The 18,742-nt window shown below is 48.6% G+C and carries 16 protein-coding genes; 2 read left to right on the top strand and 14 right to left on the bottom strand.

Annotated elements, in window-relative coordinates:
* Positions 1 to 154: 154 nt before the first annotated feature.
* From KB559_RS10490 to KB559_RS10475, 4 genes are all read right to left on the bottom strand, one after another.
* Positions 155 to 505: a type II toxin-antitoxin system PemK/MazF family toxin gene (locus KB559_RS10490; RefSeq protein ID WP_211021686.1), complete on the bottom strand. Its 351-nt coding sequence runs from the start codon at positions 503 to 505 to the stop codon at positions 155 to 157.
* Between the two features lie 3 nt (positions 506 to 508).
* Positions 509 to 790 carry a CopG family ribbon-helix-helix protein gene (locus KB559_RS10485; RefSeq protein WP_018750966.1) on the bottom strand — a complete coding sequence of 94 codons (282 nt, stop codon included), beginning with the start codon at positions 788 to 790 and terminating at the stop codon, positions 509 to 511.
* A 251-nt stretch (positions 791 to 1,041) separates the two neighbouring features.
* Positions 1,042 to 2,223 carry an alanine racemase gene (gene alr, locus KB559_RS10480; RefSeq protein WP_211021685.1) on the bottom strand — a complete coding sequence of 394 codons (1,182 nt, stop codon included), beginning with the start codon at positions 2,221 to 2,223 and terminating at the stop codon, positions 1,042 to 1,044.
* 190 nt (positions 2,224 to 2,413) lie between these two features.
* Entirely contained in the window at positions 2,414 to 3,532 is a 1,119-nt protein-coding gene (locus KB559_RS10475) for an outer membrane lipoprotein-sorting protein (protein ID WP_211021684.1), read from the bottom strand.
* A 613-nt stretch (positions 3,533 to 4,145) separates the two neighbouring features.
* Here KB559_RS10475 and trpS point away from each other — a divergent pair.
* The gene (gene trpS / locus KB559_RS10470) at positions 4,146 to 5,153 is read left to right on the top strand and encodes a tryptophan--tRNA ligase (protein WP_211021683.1); all 1,008 of its coding nucleotides are present in this window, start codon (positions 4,146 to 4,148) and stop codon (positions 5,151 to 5,153) included.
* A 261-nt stretch (positions 5,154 to 5,414) separates the two neighbouring features.
* Here trpS and KB559_RS10465 read toward each other — a convergent pair whose 3' ends face one another.
* From KB559_RS10465 to KB559_RS10420, 10 genes are all read right to left on the bottom strand, one after another.
* On the bottom strand, positions 5,415 to 5,678 hold the full coding sequence (locus tag KB559_RS10465; protein WP_211022167.1) for a hypothetical protein: 264 nt from the start codon (positions 5,676 to 5,678) through the stop codon (positions 5,415 to 5,417).
* Positions 5,679 to 5,814: 136 nt separating this feature from the next.
* Positions 5,815 to 6,717: a GNAT family N-acetyltransferase gene (locus KB559_RS10460; RefSeq protein ID WP_211021682.1), complete on the bottom strand. Its 903-nt coding sequence runs from the start codon at positions 6,715 to 6,717 to the stop codon at positions 5,815 to 5,817.
* Positions 6,718 to 6,724: 7 nt separating this feature from the next.
* Positions 6,725 to 7,486, bottom strand: a complete 762-nt coding sequence (locus KB559_RS10455) for a TrmH family RNA methyltransferase (RefSeq protein WP_211021681.1) — start codon at positions 7,484 to 7,486, stop codon at positions 6,725 to 6,727.
* A 251-nt stretch (positions 7,487 to 7,737) separates the two neighbouring features.
* Entirely contained in the window at positions 7,738 to 8,007 is a 270-nt protein-coding gene (locus tag KB559_RS10450; protein ID WP_211021680.1) for a CD3324 family protein, read from the bottom strand.
* Positions 8,008 to 8,276: 269 nt separating this feature from the next.
* Complete coding sequence (locus KB559_RS10445; RefSeq protein ID WP_211021679.1) at positions 8,277 to 9,497, bottom strand: MDR family MFS transporter; 1,221 nt, start codon at positions 9,495 to 9,497, stop codon at positions 8,277 to 8,279.
* 478 nt (positions 9,498 to 9,975) lie between these two features.
* Positions 9,976 to 11,772 (bottom strand): sensor histidine kinase, encoded by a 1,797-nt coding sequence (locus KB559_RS10440; RefSeq protein WP_247681735.1) that lies wholly within the window; start codon positions 11,770 to 11,772, stop codon positions 9,976 to 9,978.
* 14 nt (positions 11,773 to 11,786) lie between these two features.
* Complete coding sequence (locus tag KB559_RS10435) at positions 11,787 to 13,367, bottom strand: response regulator (protein WP_211021678.1); 1,581 nt, start codon at positions 13,365 to 13,367, stop codon at positions 11,787 to 11,789.
* A gap of 130 nt (positions 13,368 to 13,497) precedes the next feature.
* Positions 13,498 to 15,186 carry an extracellular solute-binding protein gene (locus tag KB559_RS10430; RefSeq protein WP_211021677.1) on the bottom strand — a complete coding sequence of 563 codons (1,689 nt, stop codon included), beginning with the start codon at positions 15,184 to 15,186 and terminating at the stop codon, positions 13,498 to 13,500.
* Positions 15,187 to 15,280: 94 nt separating this feature from the next.
* Positions 15,281 to 16,177 (bottom strand): carbohydrate ABC transporter permease, encoded by an 897-nt coding sequence (locus KB559_RS10425; RefSeq protein WP_211021676.1) that lies wholly within the window; start codon positions 16,175 to 16,177, stop codon positions 15,281 to 15,283.
* Positions 16,178 to 16,207: 30 nt separating this feature from the next.
* Positions 16,208 to 17,164 (bottom strand): ABC transporter permease, encoded by a 957-nt coding sequence (locus tag KB559_RS10420; RefSeq protein WP_211021675.1) that lies wholly within the window; start codon positions 17,162 to 17,164, stop codon positions 16,208 to 16,210.
* Positions 17,165 to 17,366: 202 nt separating this feature from the next.
* Here KB559_RS10420 and KB559_RS10415 point away from each other — a divergent pair, with 202 nt between their 5' ends.
* Positions 17,367 to 18,713, top strand: coding sequence for an amino acid permease (locus KB559_RS10415; RefSeq protein ID WP_211021674.1), 1,347 nt, complete (start codon positions 17,367 to 17,369; stop codon positions 18,711 to 18,713).
* The last annotated feature ends 29 nt before the right edge of the window (positions 18,714 to 18,742 follow it).

Genomic DNA, 18,742 nt, shown 5'->3' with positions numbered 1-18,742 from the left:
TACCCGGGTTTTCTCTGAATATCGGCAGTGATTCGCTTCCAGCATTTTGAGGCAAATCACTGTTTTTCTTATCCTTCAAAAAAGAAAAGCGCCCCGAACAACCTGTTCGGAGCGCCCGGCCAACAAGGATCGAAGATCCCGTCTGGCTGTATGCTTAAAAGTCAATTAAACCAAGACTGATCAACAAAGCGTCATTCACTTTTTTCATCGTCTCTTCGTCTAAATGCGTAATCTTATCGGTTAGTCTCTGTTTGTCGATCGTGCGGATTTGTTCCAGCAAAATAACGGAATCACGGTCAAAACCATGCGTAGCCGCCTCAATCTCCACATGAGTCGGCAGCTTCGCTTTCTGGATTTGTGCCGTGATAGCGGCAACGATCGCCGTCGGGCTGAATCGGTTGCCGATATCGTTCTGGATAATAAGCACCGGTCTTACCCCGCCCTGCTCAGAACCGACTACAGGGGAGAGGTCTGCAAAAAAAACGTCGCCGCGCTTTACGATCAATGGTTACACCCCGCTTACTAGGCGGTCCAGAGTGATGTCTGCATCTTCCTCCGCATGGAATGCTTCAGAGGCCATGGATAAATTAATTTTAGCCATTTCCATATAGCCGCGCTGCATCGACTCACGGATGAATCTCTTCTTCCGCTCATTTAAATACAGCTTCATGGCTTGCCTGATCAGCTCGCTGCGATTGGAGTTCTCCATCGCGACGATTCCATCCACTTCCTGCAAAAGATGATCCGGTAAACTAATCATGATTCTTTTGGTGTTATGCATGTTGGCCATCCCTAACTTCCACCCCCAAAACCTTGTCGACCCTGTTCCCCTGACCTTGTGATTCAGTATAGCATTATTCAAGGAAATATATACAAAAGAAATATATGCCGAGAGTATATCAAGTATGCTGCATATCATTATAAACAAAAATGACTATGCCGTACATACCAGAAGATTTCCATGTGTTATTCATTCGCTACCCGGTCATAAATTCCTTCATACAGGAAAAAAGTTTTGTAGGTTTTTGTCGTCCCTTGCTTTTATAACAGGGGATTCACCAGAATGTCGGGTTTCCCGGTACTAACGTATAAACGGGGGACCCGATGCGCAAGCATGCAAATCACTTCGTAGTGGATAGTTCCAAGCATGGAGGCCAGTTCGTCTGCGGTAATTTCGCCGCCGGACTGCTGGCCGATGAGTACAACCTCCTCGCCGGCTTGGATTTCTTCGGCTTCCTCAGCCAAAGGTTGAAGCGACACCATACATTGGTCCATGCAGATGGTTCCGACTACAGGAACGCGGCGTCCGCGTATCAATACTTGCGCCTTGCCGCCAAGCAACCGAGAATAACCGTCGGCATAGCCGATCGGAATCGTTCCGATTCTTTCGTCCCGGTCGGTTACGTATTTCGCCCCGTAACTAATGGCGGAGTGCGGTGGCATTGTTTTAACCCTTACCAGCTCCGTTGTCAGCGATAATATCGGTCTTAACTTGATACGGTCCCTATGTACTTCATCCGAAGGATAAAGACCGTATAAAGCGATGCCAATTCTCACCATACGGCAAGAAAGCTCCGGTATATCAATAGCTACGGCGCTGTTACCCGTATGTATAATCGGGATATGAATTTCATGTTCCCGCAGCGCGTCCACCACTTCCTGAAAACGCCGGTACTGCTCCAATGTATAGCTTTTGTCTTCTTCGTCCGCCGTGGCATAGTGGGTATACATCCCCTCCACTTCCACATGCGGAATTTGCAGCGCATTGCGAATGAACGCAACCGCCTCTTCTCCGGGAAGTAGGCCAAGACGACCCATTCCTGAGTCAATTTTGATATGGACCTTAAGCTTATGCGGAAATTCCGAAGGATCCAGATCTCTGATCGTCTCCAGCACTTCCCAGCTGAACACGGTCAGCGTGATGTCGTGCTCCCATGCAGTTCTTACGCCATGCGGCGGCGTGTATCCAAGAATCAATACGGGGATCTTCACTCCGGCACGGCGCAGTTCCAGCGCTTCATCCAAAAAAGCTACGCTGAGATAATCCGCTCCGTACCGTTCAAGCTCCTTTGCCACAGTCGCTGCGCCGTGCCCATAGGCATTAGCCTTTACACATGCGAGCAGTTTCATGTCAGACGGCAGTCCCTGCCGCAGCTCCGTATAATTGGAATACAACGCGTCCAAATCAATGACTGCCTGGGTTGGTCGATACTTCACTTGCACTTCTAGGTCACCTTCTCTAATGATTGAAAGTCCATGCTCAAATAATACATTTCTCAAACAATACACTAATGGTAATGTCCCGGGGAGCGGCTGTCAAATCCGGGAGCTGAGAAATAAAGAAAGAGGCGAATAGACGGGTTCCGGAGTGCAAATGACTCCGGAATAACCGTAATCCGCCTATTGTCCTAAATTATTTACCCGTTTGGTCCTGCATAGAAGCGGCGACTTTCACCATTTCATTAAGCGGAAGATTGTCGCTTGTGATCCGGAACTCCAAACCATCCGTAGTCCAGGTCAGAGTCTGGAGCTTATCTCCGGTTAATAAGCCCCAAGTAAAGCCAAGGTCGATCAATTCGCCGGGAACCAGCGAGGCCGTCCGGTCCGGAGACCTGGATTCCGTAAGCGTAAATTGATATGTACCTCCATAGCGCTGCAGCACTAGGCTCCGGTCGCTGTCATCAACGATTTTATCATCCTGATAAACAACCCCATCAGGCAGATAGGTCGGAATAATTACGCCGAACGGATCGGACAACGCAGGAAGTGCGGCATCTCCTTTATCTACGGCCGAGGCAGTGTCCTCAGCTGCAGGATCATTCTGGCTCGCCTCCGGCGCCTTCTCGACCAGCATGCCGTTCTCATCGACTTCCAGCAGCGTGCCTTTGGCATCCTTGGCCGCGGCATCCAAATTATGCTGCATATCGAAGGAGTTATTCTCAAACTTGGCATCGAAATCGAATTTGTCGAATTTGACCTCTACGACCACTTTTGCTTGTGCGTCAGAGACTTGTACCTGTTTTGGCGCATAATTGTCCTTAGCCAGCCAAATTTTCTGGCGTACGAGCGCATGCGTGTTGTAATTGGCCGCTACTTCAAATACATAGCTGTCTTTGTCGCTCACGAATTGACGGGAGCCGTCGCTCAGAATGCTCCGTACCAGGGTTTGGTAAAGATACACTTGGCCCTGGTTCTCAGGCCAGTCGCTCTGGAAGCGGAAGCTCTTGTTCAAGCTCGGCGTTAAAACATATACACCCTGTTCATTGCGGAGAACGATCTGAGTCACGTCCTTCTCGGCATTGGTAAGCGCAATCCGGTAAAAGGAAGGATTTTGATACCACACCTCTACCTTGTACTCCTGGGGCTTCTCGCCGGTAAACAGCGTCATGGTGCCGGTGCCCTGATAACTTTCCATTTTGGTAACCACTTTGTCCAAATCCTTGACGACGCCAGCGGCATCCTTTTTCCCGCATGCGGCAAGTACGATGCTTAACACAATCAAAATAGTCAGCATCTTTGCGATCCGACGCATGAGATCATCCCCTCTGCAGTTTGATTTCCTAAACTGATACATGTTTATGAGGGAACTTGGCCGATTATGCAGACGAGTTCCGGCTTGGACGAAAGAGGCTGGCAACCGTGTACATTTCATGTTGACCGTGCATCTCAGCGGTTGTAATATTGTATCTATATTTGTGAACAACTGTGATGAAGGGTAAGTAGACAGACATGCAGGGATTCTCAGAGAGCCGGTGGCCGCTGTGAACCGGTATCCCGCGTTTGATCGAATGGCCTTTGGAGTTGCTTGGCCGAACTGTCCGCGGAGGGCATAGTAGGAAAAGCCGGGGTTCCCGCCGTTATCAAGGGACAGGTATCGAGAATATCGAAATTGAATTTTAAGATTCAGATGCATTCTCCGTACCGGTCGAGAAGGCCATTCCCCCCATTATGCGGAGGCGGATGGTTAATTAAGGTGGTACCACGATAACCTCGTCCTTATACGGACGAGGTTTTTTTATTTTTTAAGGAGGTGATGGCCGTGGATGATGGCTGGTGGTGGCACGTTTTGCTATGTTGTGCAGTTCTAGATTACACAGACCTGTTCTCATCGGGGAACCAGGTCCCCAATTTAAGGAGGAAATCAAATGAACCCCAAAAACAAAGAACGGATGCTTACGGGCGACCGCGTAACCGGAAAACTTCATCTCGGCCATTACGTCGGCAGTCTCCAAAATCGCGTAATGCTGCAAGACAAGCATGACTCCTATATTCTGCTCGCCGATGTTCAGGCGCTGACAACCCATTTTGACAAACCGGACTCCATCCGGGAGCATTTGCGCGAGGTGACCCTCGACTATTTGGCGGTTGGAATCGATCCTAACCGGGCTACGATCTTCGTTCAATCCATGGTTCCGGAAATCGCCGAGCTCACCGTTTTCTTCTCCATGTTCGTCACGGTAAATGCATTGCGCCACAATCCTACGATCAAATCCGAATCGAAGGGCAGCAGCCTTGACGATCTGTACTACGGATTCCTGGGCTATCCCGTAAGCCAGGCGGCCGATATTACTTTCTGCAAAGCTTCTATTGTACCAGTAGGCGACGATCAGCTCCCTCATCTGGAGCTTGCCCGGAAGGTCGTACGCCGGTTCAATGAGCTGTATCGCCCCGTATTTCCCGAGCCGCAGGCGCTGATCAGCGAAACACCAAGGCTGATCGGCACCGACGGCAACGCGAAGATGAGCAAAAGCCTCGGTAATGCCATCGAGCTGGACATTTCTCAGGAACAATTGGCCCACAAAATCCGCCGGGCAGTTACCGACCCGGCCCGGGTCCGAAAACATGACCCCGGCCATCCGGAGGTATGTCCAATTTATGCTTACCACAAAGTATTCGAGCCTTCCGGCGTCGCGGAAATCCACGAAGCCTGTGAACGCGGCTCGATCGGTTGCAGCGAATGCAAACACCGGCTCGAATCCTCGCTCAACACCCTGCTGGAGCCGATGCGCGAACGGCGCTCCCGTTATACGGGCATTCCCCGGACCGTCGACGAAATCCTCATAGAGGGGACAAGACGGGCCCGGGAGGTTGCCCGCGAGACGTTGTCCGAGGTGCGTGAAGCGATGGGACTGGACTATTTTCGGACCATGTGAAGACCATCTGAAGAAGATTAACTGGATTTTATACAGCTAATTTTTCATATTACGGCTCATGGTAGATAATAACTGTATAACCTACAGTTATTTCTTCCATATCAGGCCGACACTTGAATAAATCTATTATTTAACTGCAGGTTTTCCAGTTAATACGCAATCAAGAGCTTCAAGTCCCTAATTAACTGTAGATAATACAGTTATATGTAATCATAAAAAACGGTTAGGCATGATCTTCATTGCCCCAACCGTTTTTTATGATTACCATCTTCTTTTTCTTCTTCTCCGTCTCGGTCTCGTTTCCAGCAGCACAATCGCCAGCAAATCGAACAGTACCAGAGGTAAAATAAACGGAGCAAAGGTCGCATGTGCCTTGCTGCCCTTGCTATGAACCGCGTCGGTCTTGAGATACACCTTGCCGTTTCCTACTTTCACGATTTTACCGTAGAAGATTGCACCGGTTTTGGTCTTGATCCGAACCTTCTTCCCCAGATACTTCCGGGCCAGATTCCCCCGTGCTTTCATCGTCAAAATCCCCCACCTCCTCTAGGTCATGACACAGTATACGTGTCAAACCCAGAGAAAGATTGGGCAGATGCCTCGCCTCATCGGGACGTCACACTATTTTTCTGCTGGAGAATGACCTAAGGACTCCAGCCCTCTAAAAGTGCCTAACCCAGCGGTGTAACAGGTGTTCCTTTTGCAGCCCTATACTACGGTAAAATGGTTGGTCGGATCCCACGTAAACCTCGCGGACGCCAAGGCGTTTTAAACGATTCAAGCCTTCGTAGATGACAGCTTTCCCTAGACCTTTGCGTCTGTAATCTTTGTGGGTCCCCACCGGTTCCAAAATCGCTATATGATTAATTCCATCGTGCCAGAGACCGCAGAACGAAACGACTTCGCCTGAAGGATTCATAACGAACAAATCCAGTTCGGCCCTGTAATCAGGAGCATTCCGGATATTTCCAAAATGAATCATCGTATCTACCGCTTCATCCGTTCCCTCATAGTCAAAGGCTCGAATGTGCCCCAACGCTTTTTTTTGATCGTTCACTTCATTGCCGTCTTTTATGACAAACCCTGGAGCCAAGATTACATCATAGTGACGGTCGAGCTCCATCGACAACATGATATCTGCCTGCGGCTCCCGTACATACCCTCTGCTTGCCGCAATATGCTCCATCCCCTTCATCCCCGCCGTGATTGCCAGTGCATTTCGCGTAATACGCCGCCCCGGTTCACTAAATAAAAGATGACTTTCCGCATATTCGAACATCTCATGCATTAGCGCATCGCCGGGTTCCCAGGTATCCAGCAAAAAATAAGCATCCCCGTCATCGCAAGCGACCGCGGCGATCTCCCCGTTCTCAAGCTCCCATATTCCGATTCTGCTCAGCCATTGCTCCAAGGTTCCATTCTTCTTCTCCTGACAGTAAGGAACGAATTCCCACCTGTCTATCCCCCAACTATTCGGTTGTCCCAGCAAGCTGTGCGTTCTGATTATAAAATTCCGCACCTTCATCATATCGTCGGGTTCATATTTCCTTAATCTTGGTTTCATATCTCTGTCACCCTTTACTGCATTTTGTACTTATCTCATAAATGAGGATCGAGGCCGCGATCCCGACATTCAAGGAATCGCATATTCCATGCATTGGTATCGAAACTTTACGGATTCCCGCTCGGGTCCTGTTCCATGCTTCGGAAAGTCCATACCGCTCACTGCCAGCAACGAGGGCTTTATTACAGCGACGATAGATCACTGTTGTATAGCTGTCCTCCGCTGATGAATCCGCCAAATAGATTTCGTAACCCCGGGACACCAACCATTCAACACAGTGCTCTGCGGCTGCAAAACAAACCAACGGGACCACAAATGCCGCCCCCATGCTAGCTTTGATCAGTTTCGGGTGGGTCAGTCTTACTTTGGAGTTGCAGATCAATACGGCATCTACCCCTGCGCCGTCGCAGCTTCGCAGAATGGTTCCGATATTCCCTGGCGATTCCAGTCCGTCCAGTACCATAACCATCGCATTATCGGGCAAAATTAGCTCCTGTGCCGTAATTATTGGCATTTCGGAAATCGAGAGGAAGCCATCAGGTTTATCCCGGTCACCCAACTTTTCCAGCACCTTTTTAGAAATCAGGTATACTTCACCGGCTGCGTGGATCATTTTCTCGGCCAACTGTACCGCCTCTAGGCTATAGGCGCAATCCGGACAGAAAAAGAACGAGTGGATTGTCAGCCCCGCCGACAGCAGTTTTTGCTGCGACCACATCCCTTCGGCAGCAAAACGCAACCCGGGCTGTCCATTAGTCCCATGATTCAATAAACGCCTTAGCTCCGCTATTTTCTCATGATGTATACCGACCGCTTTGATTTTATGGAGATACTTATCGAGTAATAATGTTATTTCCGGAGAAATCATATCCATCTTTCCTTTTGTGTATCAGGTATATAAATAACCATAAATGATCAAATACGCGGCTGATAGATCAAGTTCTGTTTCTATTTGTTTATGACACAAAAGACGGAGAGACAAAGAAGCCCGCCGCCAGGAAACGGCGAACGGGCTAAGATTTATCTTTTTTTCGAATAGACGATGCGCTTAATGCTGTCATACGAGAGACAGAAAGTTTCGGCGAGATCATCTATGGAGTGACCTTCCCGGAATTTATTGCAGATTTCCTGATTTCGATGACTCAGAAAATCCCGGCTTCCGGAGTTTTCGCCCCACTTTTTGCGTACTCCTTCACACTTTGGAATGTATAGGGTAGCTCCCTGAACATATTTCTGAAGTTCTCTCAATAGATCTTCCGGCAATATGACTTCCGCTTTCATATATTTCATTTTAGCCCGCTCCTTAATTCAATTGAATTTAAGGTAGCAAAGCCTGCGGTAATCCACTTCGGATATTGTCGTTCCGTTAGAAGGCGATATTCCTTAACGCTCCATGCAAGTTATCGCCCCAGTCGATTCTGCAGACTTTGCATGGAGCTCAGCGAGTACGAAATCGATAACCCAAACCATTTTCAGGATCCTCCTTTCCATCTGAATCTCTACAATAGTATCTCCCATATTCCAAAAAAAGGATATAACATCGTTCACAATTTTTCCGGTTACTCTACACGAGCCTGTTCCTCAGGCAAATGCCGCCGCGCCAACAGCAAGAATGGCAGACCGAACGCCGTCGTCAACGCGATGATCCCGAAAATGAGCAGGGGCCGGTTCACTCCGAGCGCATCAAGTAGAAAGCCTCCCAGCAAAGGGGCCATGACATTCCCCAAGTTGTTGAATCCGAACATGCCGAAATAGGTCCCGCGCAGTTCGTTCGGAGCGATCCGGTCCACGAGCACATCCGTCATGGTGAACATCAGCACCTCACCGATCGTGAAGAGAACAACACCAAGCACCATCGTCCATATATACGGAAAAAGTCCGAATATAAGCAGACTGCAGGCTACGCACAGATTGCCGGCGATCAGCGGAACGATGGGAGAAAAGCGGCTGGAGAACCGGACCAGCGGGAATTGAACCGCCAACACCACAATCGCATTCAGCGACAGCATGTAACCGAACCATTTTGCCCCGTCCGTAAAGCTTGGACTTAACTCCAGATACTGTGCCAGCGTCGAACTGAAATGCCCATAACCAAGCACGCAGAAGATCATTCCGATCAAAACATATACAAATGTACGGTCCCTTCCGGTGATCCGCAGCGCTCCCTTGAGCGAAATCCTGTCGGTGCTTTGCCCTGTCGCTCCGCCCATCCCTTTATGCAAAAGAAACTGGAAGACTAAGACCATCCCGTAGCAAAAATAAACAAGGCCCGCAATATAAAACGCAAATCCCGAATTGGAATTGCCCATCTGCAATCCAAGAATCGGACCGACCACGACCCCCAGATTAATGGCCGCATAGCGGAGGTTGAATACGAGAAGTTTGCTCTCTTGCGGAGTGATATCCGCCAGCAGCGCGCGGGACGTCGGTTCGAACATCGCCCGGCAAAGTCCGTTAAGCGCGTTAATAACGAAGAACATCCAGATTTGATTCGCCAGGGCGAAGCCGACAAACACGACCGCCCAACCGAATATCGAAATAAAGAGCACCTTCTTGCGTCCGATAACATCGGAGATGTACCCGCCATAAAAGCTTGCAAACACGCCGATCAGCGAGCTTACGGCAACCACGGTACCAGCCTGCGTAGGCGAAGAGCCCAGCCGGTTGATCAGGTAGATCGAGAGAAAGGGAATACTCATGGAAGTGGCCATCCGGCCGAAGATCGTCCCGATGATAATGGTCCATGATAACGGATGAATCTGTCTCAAGTGTGAGTTCATAAAATTTGCCTTTCCTGATCCGAATATAAAAACTATTGGATTATTAAAACCGAGATGCCGAAATCTGTCAAGAAATTTGCAGGGACAGAAAAAAAGTCCAAAACCCGTCGCTGTTATACTAACAGTCGATGAGTTTGGACTAGGGGGGACAATTGTAATGGCTCTAGACTTGTCTAGGCGCAGGAATTCGATTCGGTCCCGAAGTGTGCCGGTCCCGGCTCGATTTCATTTTCTCAAGTAATATATCATGGAAGCTGAGAGACGTATTTTGACTTTCATTTCTTTTTTCCCTATTAGCCGCTGATGACTTCGGGTATTGGGAGTGGTAAGGCACGGGGCTATGTACGCTGAGATTCATGTCATAGACTCCTTTGCAAAAAGGTATCCGGCACGTTGTACCTTTGATCTCTTACCCTCATTGCGCTCCCCGCAAACACCTTCGCATCAAAACAGGGATTAAGTTCCATATTGCATGGATTTAACCGGGATCTTGCTTCCCTTTTGTCCCGTGATTAGGACATTCGGCCCGCTCGGCGGGAATGACGATCTGCACCGTTGTGCCAATGCCCGGCCTGCTTCCGATCGTAACTCCGTACTTTGCTCCGAAATGGAGCTGGATGCGGCTGTTGACGTTCCGGATGCCGAACCCGGTGTTCAATCCCTCCACCGGATCGAATATTTGCCGGATTAAATCCTCGGACATACCGATACCGTCATCGATAATTTTAAATACAATGTTGTCCTCTTCCATTTTGCCGGAGACGCGGATATGAATCGGGCTTCCGAACCAGCCGTGCTCTAGGGCATTCTCAATAAATGGCTGTAGAATCAGCTTCACGGTCACGTATTTAATAATCTCCGGATCAATATCGTAGAACACCGACACCGAGTCGCCGAATTTGGTCGTCTGGATATTCATATAGGCCTGAACCTGCTCCAATTCGCTGCGGATCGGAATTACCGTCCGTCCTTCATTCAAGGAAAGCCGGTAAAACTTCGCCAAGTCCAGCACCATCCGCTGCAGCTTGTCCACCTCCCCAAACTGAGCCAAGCGGCTGATCGAGGAGAGAGTATTATATAGAAAATGGGGGTTGATTTGGGCTTGAAGCGATTCCAGCTCAGCTTCCTTTTTCTCGATTTGGGTCACGTACACCTGCTCGATCAAATTATCGATATTGCGGCCCATTTCATTTAAAGCCGAAGCGATCTGCGAGAACTCATCTTTACCCCGGTAGCCCATCCGTTTCCTCAGGTCCCCTTCCCGGAATGCGTTCAGTACGAAGACAATTTTATTCATCCGAACCGAGAAGTATCTCGAAATGAATACCCCCGCAAAGGTAAAGACTACCAAACACAAAAAACAAATCAAGATGATGAACATACGTACTTTAGCCGAATCCTGCTCCATAACCGTCAGGGGGACATAGGCCTCGAGCTGCCACGACTGCTCTCCGACAGATTCCCGAATGGTCAAATACTCCGCATTCTGACTCAGCTTGCCGCTGGTTTCTTTAGGAACGGTTCCGGACTGGTATAGAACCCTGCCTAGTTCATCCTTGATCAGCAGTGCGCTGCCGACTCCAATTTTCTGATAATCCACCGCCTGAAACAGTTCCTCCGTCCTGGCGCTGATCCGCATAAACCCGATCTCTTTCAATTCGAGCGGTTTCTCATAATCCACTAACCGCCGCAAAAAGGAGATGCGTTTGAATTCCCTATCCTTTTCCACCCGCTGCCACAGCTTCGTCTTTCCGAATTGTTCCGGAGGAAAATCCATATGCCACGCCTTGTCCTGAATCCGGGACAAATGGTATATATTATAGCTTCCTTCGAAATCCTCCGGCCGTTCGTTATCGATAGAGCCGTAATAAATCTCGGGAAACGTGTCGTTCTCCAAAAACAAAAACATCGCGATGTTCAGTCCGGTGGAATTCAGGGCGATGGAAAACTTAGGCATAATAATTTTAGTGGTCCGCTCGAAGCTATCCCACCCTTTTCCATAAACTCTAAGCTGCGTGATCAACGAGTAGTCGCCATACAGCATCGTGGATATCCGGTCCACTTCCCCCATTTTGTACTCGATATTATCTTTCATTTGCACCAGCGTCCCCTGGATATTGTTCTTCGTTTGTTGACGGATAGAATCCTGGTACATCGAATGGGAAAAGTAACCGATCGCGATGACCGGCAGAATAATAAACACCATATACGTAATCATCAGTTTATAACCGAACGGGATATATTTATGCTTTTGCTTCTCCCCTAAAGTAGGCATATTCATTTCCTCCGTCACTGGTCTCCCTTACGGAATTCCATCGGGGTTATCCCGTATGTTTCCTTGAACTGCCGGCTAAAGTAAGGAATATAACGATAACCGACCTGGTCGGCAACTTCATAGATTTTCAGCGTAGGATTTTTGAGCAATTCACGGGCCTGCTCCATTCGCATGCCGATCAACATTTCGCTGAAGTTCTTGCCCATTTCTTCTTTAAATAAATGTCCCAGATAATTCGGAGAAAACGAGAATTGTTCCGCGATGTCCTTCAGTGTGATGTTCTCGTTCATCCGCTCTTCCATCGTTCTTATTATTTCCCGAATCAGCCGGCTGTTCTTGGATGTTCTCTTCCTTCGGATCAATTCAGAGATCTCGAATACCCGGCGAACCAGCCAGGAACGGATATCCCCGATCCGCTCAAATTTCAGGACAACATCCAGACTATGTAGTTCCATCCCTAGCATGTCAAACAAATCTTCGTCCAATTCTTGCAGATAGTGCTCCAGCTTGAACACAATATACATGGCCAGATTGTAGACTGTAAATTTGGAGCGCAGCGTGGACACCGACTTGAACAAATTATCGATCTCGTCATGGATATGGACCAACTCATAGTCAGACATCGCTTTAAACAGGGCATCCAGGCGGATGTCCAAGGTTTTGGCATCGTTTAATTCGGGCGCCTTCCTGACGTCCTCGAAATTAATGACCTGTCCCCGCCCGAAAAACATTTTTCCGTCCAGCGCTTCCAAAGCATGCTTATAAGAAAGGGGAAGCATGGAGATATGCTGCACCTCTCCGCCAAGCCCCACCGTTAATGACATTGAGATAGACGCGTCGACTGCCCCGCGGATTTCCTCAAGAGCTTGCCTCATTTCGGGTCCATGCAATACAATTGCAATCCGGTTTCTGGCCAATTTGCAGTAGTGAAGGTCCTGGCTAAAAACCACTTCAAAAAGTTGATTCAGACAGCTCTCAAGTTTGGTCCCGGCATCAGGATCCGAGTCCCTTGATTTTGGCCAATTCAAGTCGTCGATTTCCAACACCGCTGCTCGAAGCGGTCCCTCCAGATGATTCAGCCCGTAGGAAGCGGTCAATTTCATCATACTGTCGGATTGATTCCAGATAATTTCCCCTTCCAGCAACCGCACGAGCAGATCATTTTTCGCCATCGGTTTCATGCGTTGATAGTTCTCTTCCGCTTCCCGCTGTCTTTCTTCCAGCTTTAATTCCTCGGAAATCCCCCGCAGCGATGCAATCAGCTCATTATCGTCCATCGGTTTCAGCACATAGCTGCAGGCCTTTAATGACAAGGCTTCTTTCACATAGTGAAAGTCCTGGTAACCGCTAACAAAAATAATCCTGACGTTCGGCTTCTTCTCAATGGCGATTTTGGCCAATTCAAGTCCTGACATATTCGGCATATTGACATCCGTAACGAGAATGTCGATCGAATGGCGGTCCATGACTTCACATGCCATAAATCCGTTGTTTACTGCATCGACCACTTCCAATCCCAGCTCTGTCCACGGAATAAAACGCTTCATTCCTTCCAAATCAAGCAATTCGTCATCGGCCAACAACACTTTATACATGATGAGAATCCTCCTAGGATAGGCTCTTTAATCCAGTATACCGTTCCAATATGTTCCTTGAACAGGCACATATTCATCCGGCAGTGATAGAAAAAAAGGGCCCGAACAAACCAGGCCCTTTCATGAAAAATTAATTCCCGTTAATCATTGCTTTGTTCTCGCCCCACTTCTTAGCGAAGTGGTCCAATGTTGCTTGGAATCCCGCAGCCATCGTATCATCATAAGCCTTGTCTAGGAGAGCCAACACTTCTGCGTCATTCTTCGTGAACAGCGTTTGCGCTCTCACTTGATCCCAAATGTCCTTAGCGCGTTGGAACGCAATGCCTGCTTCGCTGTCCGGGCTTGGCGGCATATTAACGAACTCCGTAGCGTCCCCTTGCGTTTTCCAGGTAATTTGATACTGCCAGTAAGTCGCCCAGTTACGCTCGTTTTCAGCCAATGTTGACTCGTATTTACCTTTTGTATCATCGGCAAATACGGTGTTGCCGACCCACATCAACGGATCCATGAACTTCTGATACTCAGCCAGTTTGTCTTTCTCCGTACCGTATTTCTCCGTAAATTTCGGTGTGTAGCCATCCGCTTCAAGTCCTTGCCAGTACTCGCCTTCCACGCCCCAGAATTGCAGCGTCGTTCCTTCCGGACCGGTCCACCAATCCAGGAATGCAAAGACGGCTTCCGGATCTTTAGCGCTTGTAGTAATTACTGCCGCATTCCAACCCAATTTGTTGTAGGTACCCGGATAGATTTTGTTCTTATCCAGCCCTTCTTTGTGAATCGGCCATATCATGAAGTAGCCAAGATCAGGATTGGACGGATCTTTTTTTCTAAGCTCGGTATCCGCAGCCATCGCGTAAACCGTCGGGTTCGCTGTCGCATATACCGCTACCCGGCCATTCATCAACTTCTCATCGACCTGGTCACGAGTTTGTGTAAATGCATCCTGCGTCATCAAGCCTTCCCGGAACAATTTTGCAGCATATACAACGGACTCACGGTAAGGTTCATCCTTATAGATTGATTTCATCTTGTCGTCACCGTCAGGTACGGCAAAGAATCTGCCGAAGCCCATGTTATCTTCCTTAAACGCGGAGTAAATTTGGTCCAGACCATGTCCTTCAGTGGCAAGGTCCGTTTCAAACGGAATTACGTTCGGATACTTTTCCTTAACCTGTTTCAAATAGGCGTATAAGTCATCCGTAGTTTCAAGCTTAGGCGAACCAAGCGCCGTATAGTACTCCTTGTTTACAACCCAGCCGGCGTTCCCGTTCGGCCGGTTCGTATACCAGTTCGGGAACTGATACAGCTTACCGTCAGGTGAACGAAGCATGTTCAGAGCTTTCGGGTCGAGCCATTTTTTCAAATTCGGGTATTTATCGATATAATCATCAAGCGGAACAAGCAATCCTGCTTCACGCAGCCGTTCTACGTCAGTTCCCCGTTCGCCCCATACGATGTCAGGCAATTCGCCGGATGCAATCATCGTATTCAGCTTCTGAGCTGCGTTGCCGCCGTTTGGTACTTCCGTCACCGTAATTTTCTTGTTCTCTTGAACCCATTTCGTGGTTGGATCATCGCCCCACTTAGGCATCGTATACCAGTCATAATTTCCGAACAATGTAATGTTGAGCGGCTCTTTCCCAAGTTCGTAGAGTTTCGGCCCCTCTGAGTTCGCCTCTGTCGTTGGCGTCTCCGCAGTGTTGCCGTTCTGTTCAGCCGGTTTAGCGCTATTGCTGTTTTTGCCGGAGCAACCGGCAACCAGTGCAATAATCGTCAGGACCGATAAAACGGTAACCAGCCAATTTCTCCTCTTCATCATAGCGTTGCTTTCCCCTTTCTGAAATACAAATGATATGATCTATGGTTAAAGCTTGTGCTCTAAACCCGCTTGAAATATCGTTTATCCACTTTACCTACTCCTTCAGTGAACCGACCAGTACGCCTTTGACAAAGTACTTTTGTACAAAAGGATAGACGCAAATAATTGGAAGCGTAGCAACGATCATCGTCGCCATCGAAAGCGATTTACTTGTTATCGTTTTGGCCCGCTGCATGTGGGCCAGCGATGAAGCATCCAGCCCCCCTCCCCCTTGTTCGGAGACGATATTGGATAACAGAATCTGCCGCAAAATCGTCTGGATCGGGTATTTATTCTGATCGGAGATATAAATCCCGGCGAGGAACCATTCATTCCAGTGATACACGGCGGTAAACAGCGCCAGGGTGGCGATAACCGGTCCCGACAAAGGGAGAACGATTCTGAATAGGGTCCCCCAGTTGCCGCAGCCGTCGATTTTTGCCGACTCCTCCAATCCATTCGGAAGCCCTTGGAAGAAGGTTCGGAAAATGATCATGTTCCACACGCCGATCAGCGAAGGAATAATGAAGACCCAGAACGAGTTCATCAAACCCAGGTTGCGAATCAGCATGAAGGTAGGAATCAACCCGCCGCCAAAATACATTGTGATAATGCACATAACCATATAGTATTTACGGCCCATCAGTTCCTTTTTGGACATGCCGTAAGAAAAGATCGCTGTGCACAGAATCGCGGATGCCGTACCAATGATGGTACGTAGAACCGAGATGAAAAATCCGCTCATCAAACGGTCATCCTTAAACACTACTTTATAGTTTTCCAAGGTGAATACTCTCGGCCATAGCGTAACTCCGCCTTTGGAAGTATCAAGCCCCTGGTTAAAAGATACCGCTAAAGCGTTCAAGAATGGATACAGCGTAGATACCGCGAGCAAAATAAGAAATGAATAGATAAAAAGCATCATAATGCGATCACCCAAGGTGTCCTTCATATCAAGCAACCTCCTCTGATTATATCCGGATTACCACAAACTGTTGCCCGACCGCCGTGCTATGAAATTGGCCAAGCTTAGCAGACCCACGCTGACTACGGCTTTGAAGACCCCAACGGCAGTTGCATAGGAGTATCGGTAATTGTCGATCCCGACACGCACCACATACGTATCCAATACATCGGATACATCCCGGATGGCCGGGTTGGCTGCGAGAATCAAAATGTCCTCAAAACCCGCGCTTAACAGGTTGCCGATAGCCAAGATCATGAAGATGCTGACAACAGGCATAATGGATGGAAGCGTAATCAGATAGATTTGCTTGAATCGGCTCGCACCATCGATCGATGCAGCCTCATATGTATTTGGATCCACACCGGCGATTGCCGCAAGGTAGACGATAGAGCCAAATCCGATTTCCTTCCAGACGTTCGTCGTTACGAGAATCCCCCAGAAATATTGAGGTAGTGACAAAAAGTTAATCGGCTTGTCTATGAAGCTCAGCTTCTCCAGAAGCATGTTGATGCTGCCGTTATCCACCGCAAGCAATGCGCTGACCAGACCGCCCAGGATAACCCAGGACATAAAGTGAGGCAAATAAGTAATCGTCTGAACAACCCGTTTGAAGGCCATTTTTCTAACTTCATTTAGCATGAGAGCCAGAACAATCGGGGCCGGGAATCCGATGAGAAATTTCAGAAAACTGATAACAATCGTATTTCTCATCACGGTTTTAAATTCCGGTGCATGGAAGAAATAAGTGAAGTGCTTGAGCCCTACCCACGGACTGCTGGAAAAACTTCTTCCGATTTTGTAATCCTGAAAAGCCATCAGGATGCCGTACATCGGTATGTAACTAAAAATAAAAATGAGGATGAGCGCCGGAATAACCATCAGTTGCAAATCGATTTGTTTAAAAAATCGCTGCACCCCGTTTGGCTTTTTCCCCGGCGTCTCCACCGGTTTTGATACGGATAGCTGTGTCATCTGTCTTTCCTCCCCAAACTGCTTTCTCCGTCTATTTACATTCTAATAGAACAGGAAACCGCTTACTATCAGAGCAATCAACGAAATATGATACTAATCAACAATGGGGAATTATAATCTATTGCATTACAATAAATCCGGTTTTTATTGTAATATAGTGCAATACACTTAAAATTGACCTTAGGTCAGGAGGCTACGATCGTTGAATTCCAACAAGAATACTTTGCAAAAAAAATTGCTCCCGAGGCACATCAGCTTCATGGCGATGGGCGGGGTAATCGGCACCGGCATATTTAAAGGAAGCGCCGAAACGGTCAGCGTGGCCGGACCCGGTGTCGTCTTGTCCTATATCCTCGCCGGCTTGCTGCTCCTGGTCGTAATGGGGGCCATTGCCGAAATGGCTACCGTGTACCCGGGTCTCAATATGAAAGACTTTATTCGCAAAGCGTTTGGCGAACGGCTGTCTTTTGTCGTCGGCTGGCTGTACTGCTTCATGTGGCTCGCCGTCTGCGTAATTGAAGTGATCGCCGCGGGAAGCTTCCTGCAGTTCTGGCTCCCGGATGTTCCGCTATGGGTACTCAGCTTGGCCAGCGCCGGATTTATCCTGGCGATCAATATGATGAGCGTCGGAGGCTATGGGGAATTCGAGTTTTGGCTGGCAGGAATCAAGATCGCCATGATCATCGTGTTCATTGTGCTGGGCGCCTGTATCCTGTTCGGAATTCTTCCGGGGGCAAGCGCCTCATGGAGTCATAATTTTACCGCTTACGGCGGATTTTTTCCGAACGGCTGGACCGCCATCTTCCCCGCATTGTTGATCGTCATGTTCTCTTACGGGGGCTCCGAGCTGATCGGCCTGACTCTATCGGAAGCGCAAGACGCCGAAAAAGTACTTCCTAAAGTAGTAAAAAGCTTTATATTGCGCGTAGTCCTGTTCTACACTTTACCGATACTGATTATTTGCGGCCTGATACCGTGGAATTCGTTGAACGAGCATACAAGCCCGTTTGTGCAGGTGCTTACTTCCGCAGGGCTGCAAGGCTCCGCACATCTAATGAATTTCATCTTGATCACTGCCGTGCTGTCCGCGGCAAATTCCGGAATATACGGTGCAACCCGGATGCTGCATTCGATGGCTACAGACGGAGAAGCCCCATCCGGATTGGCACGTCTGTCCTCCAAGGGCATACCGGTGAACAGCCTTAAGCTGTGTGCCGTCGTGCTTATTCTGGGATCCATGATTGCTTATATCGCTCAGGACAACGTATTCCGACTGCTGATGGCTGTGCCCGGTTTTGTGGTGCTGCTGGTCTGGATCAGCATTCTGTTGTCGGAATGGAAACTTCGTAAAACTTACCCTACCAAGCCGGGATTTACGGTTTGGGGATATCCTTACATCACGATTCTGACCGTCATTTGCTTATCCGTCATCGCGGTTCTCTTCCTCTTTGACGAGCAAAACCGGATTAGCATCGGCGTCTGTCTCGCAATTATGCTCGTCCTGTTCATCTGGTCCTTCATCCGCTTCAAACCGAATCGAGGCCGGTAATCAAAAGTCGGTATTTATGAACCTGAAAT

Origin of the sequence: Paenibacillus sp. Marseille-P2973 (genome assembly GCF_018101095.1) — a bacterium.
Lineage (GTDB): Bacteria > Bacillota > Bacilli > Paenibacillales > Paenibacillaceae > Fontibacillus > Fontibacillus vini.
The sequence above is the reverse complement of the archived record's forward strand: the minus strand, read 5'-3'. Positions and strand labels throughout refer to the sequence as shown.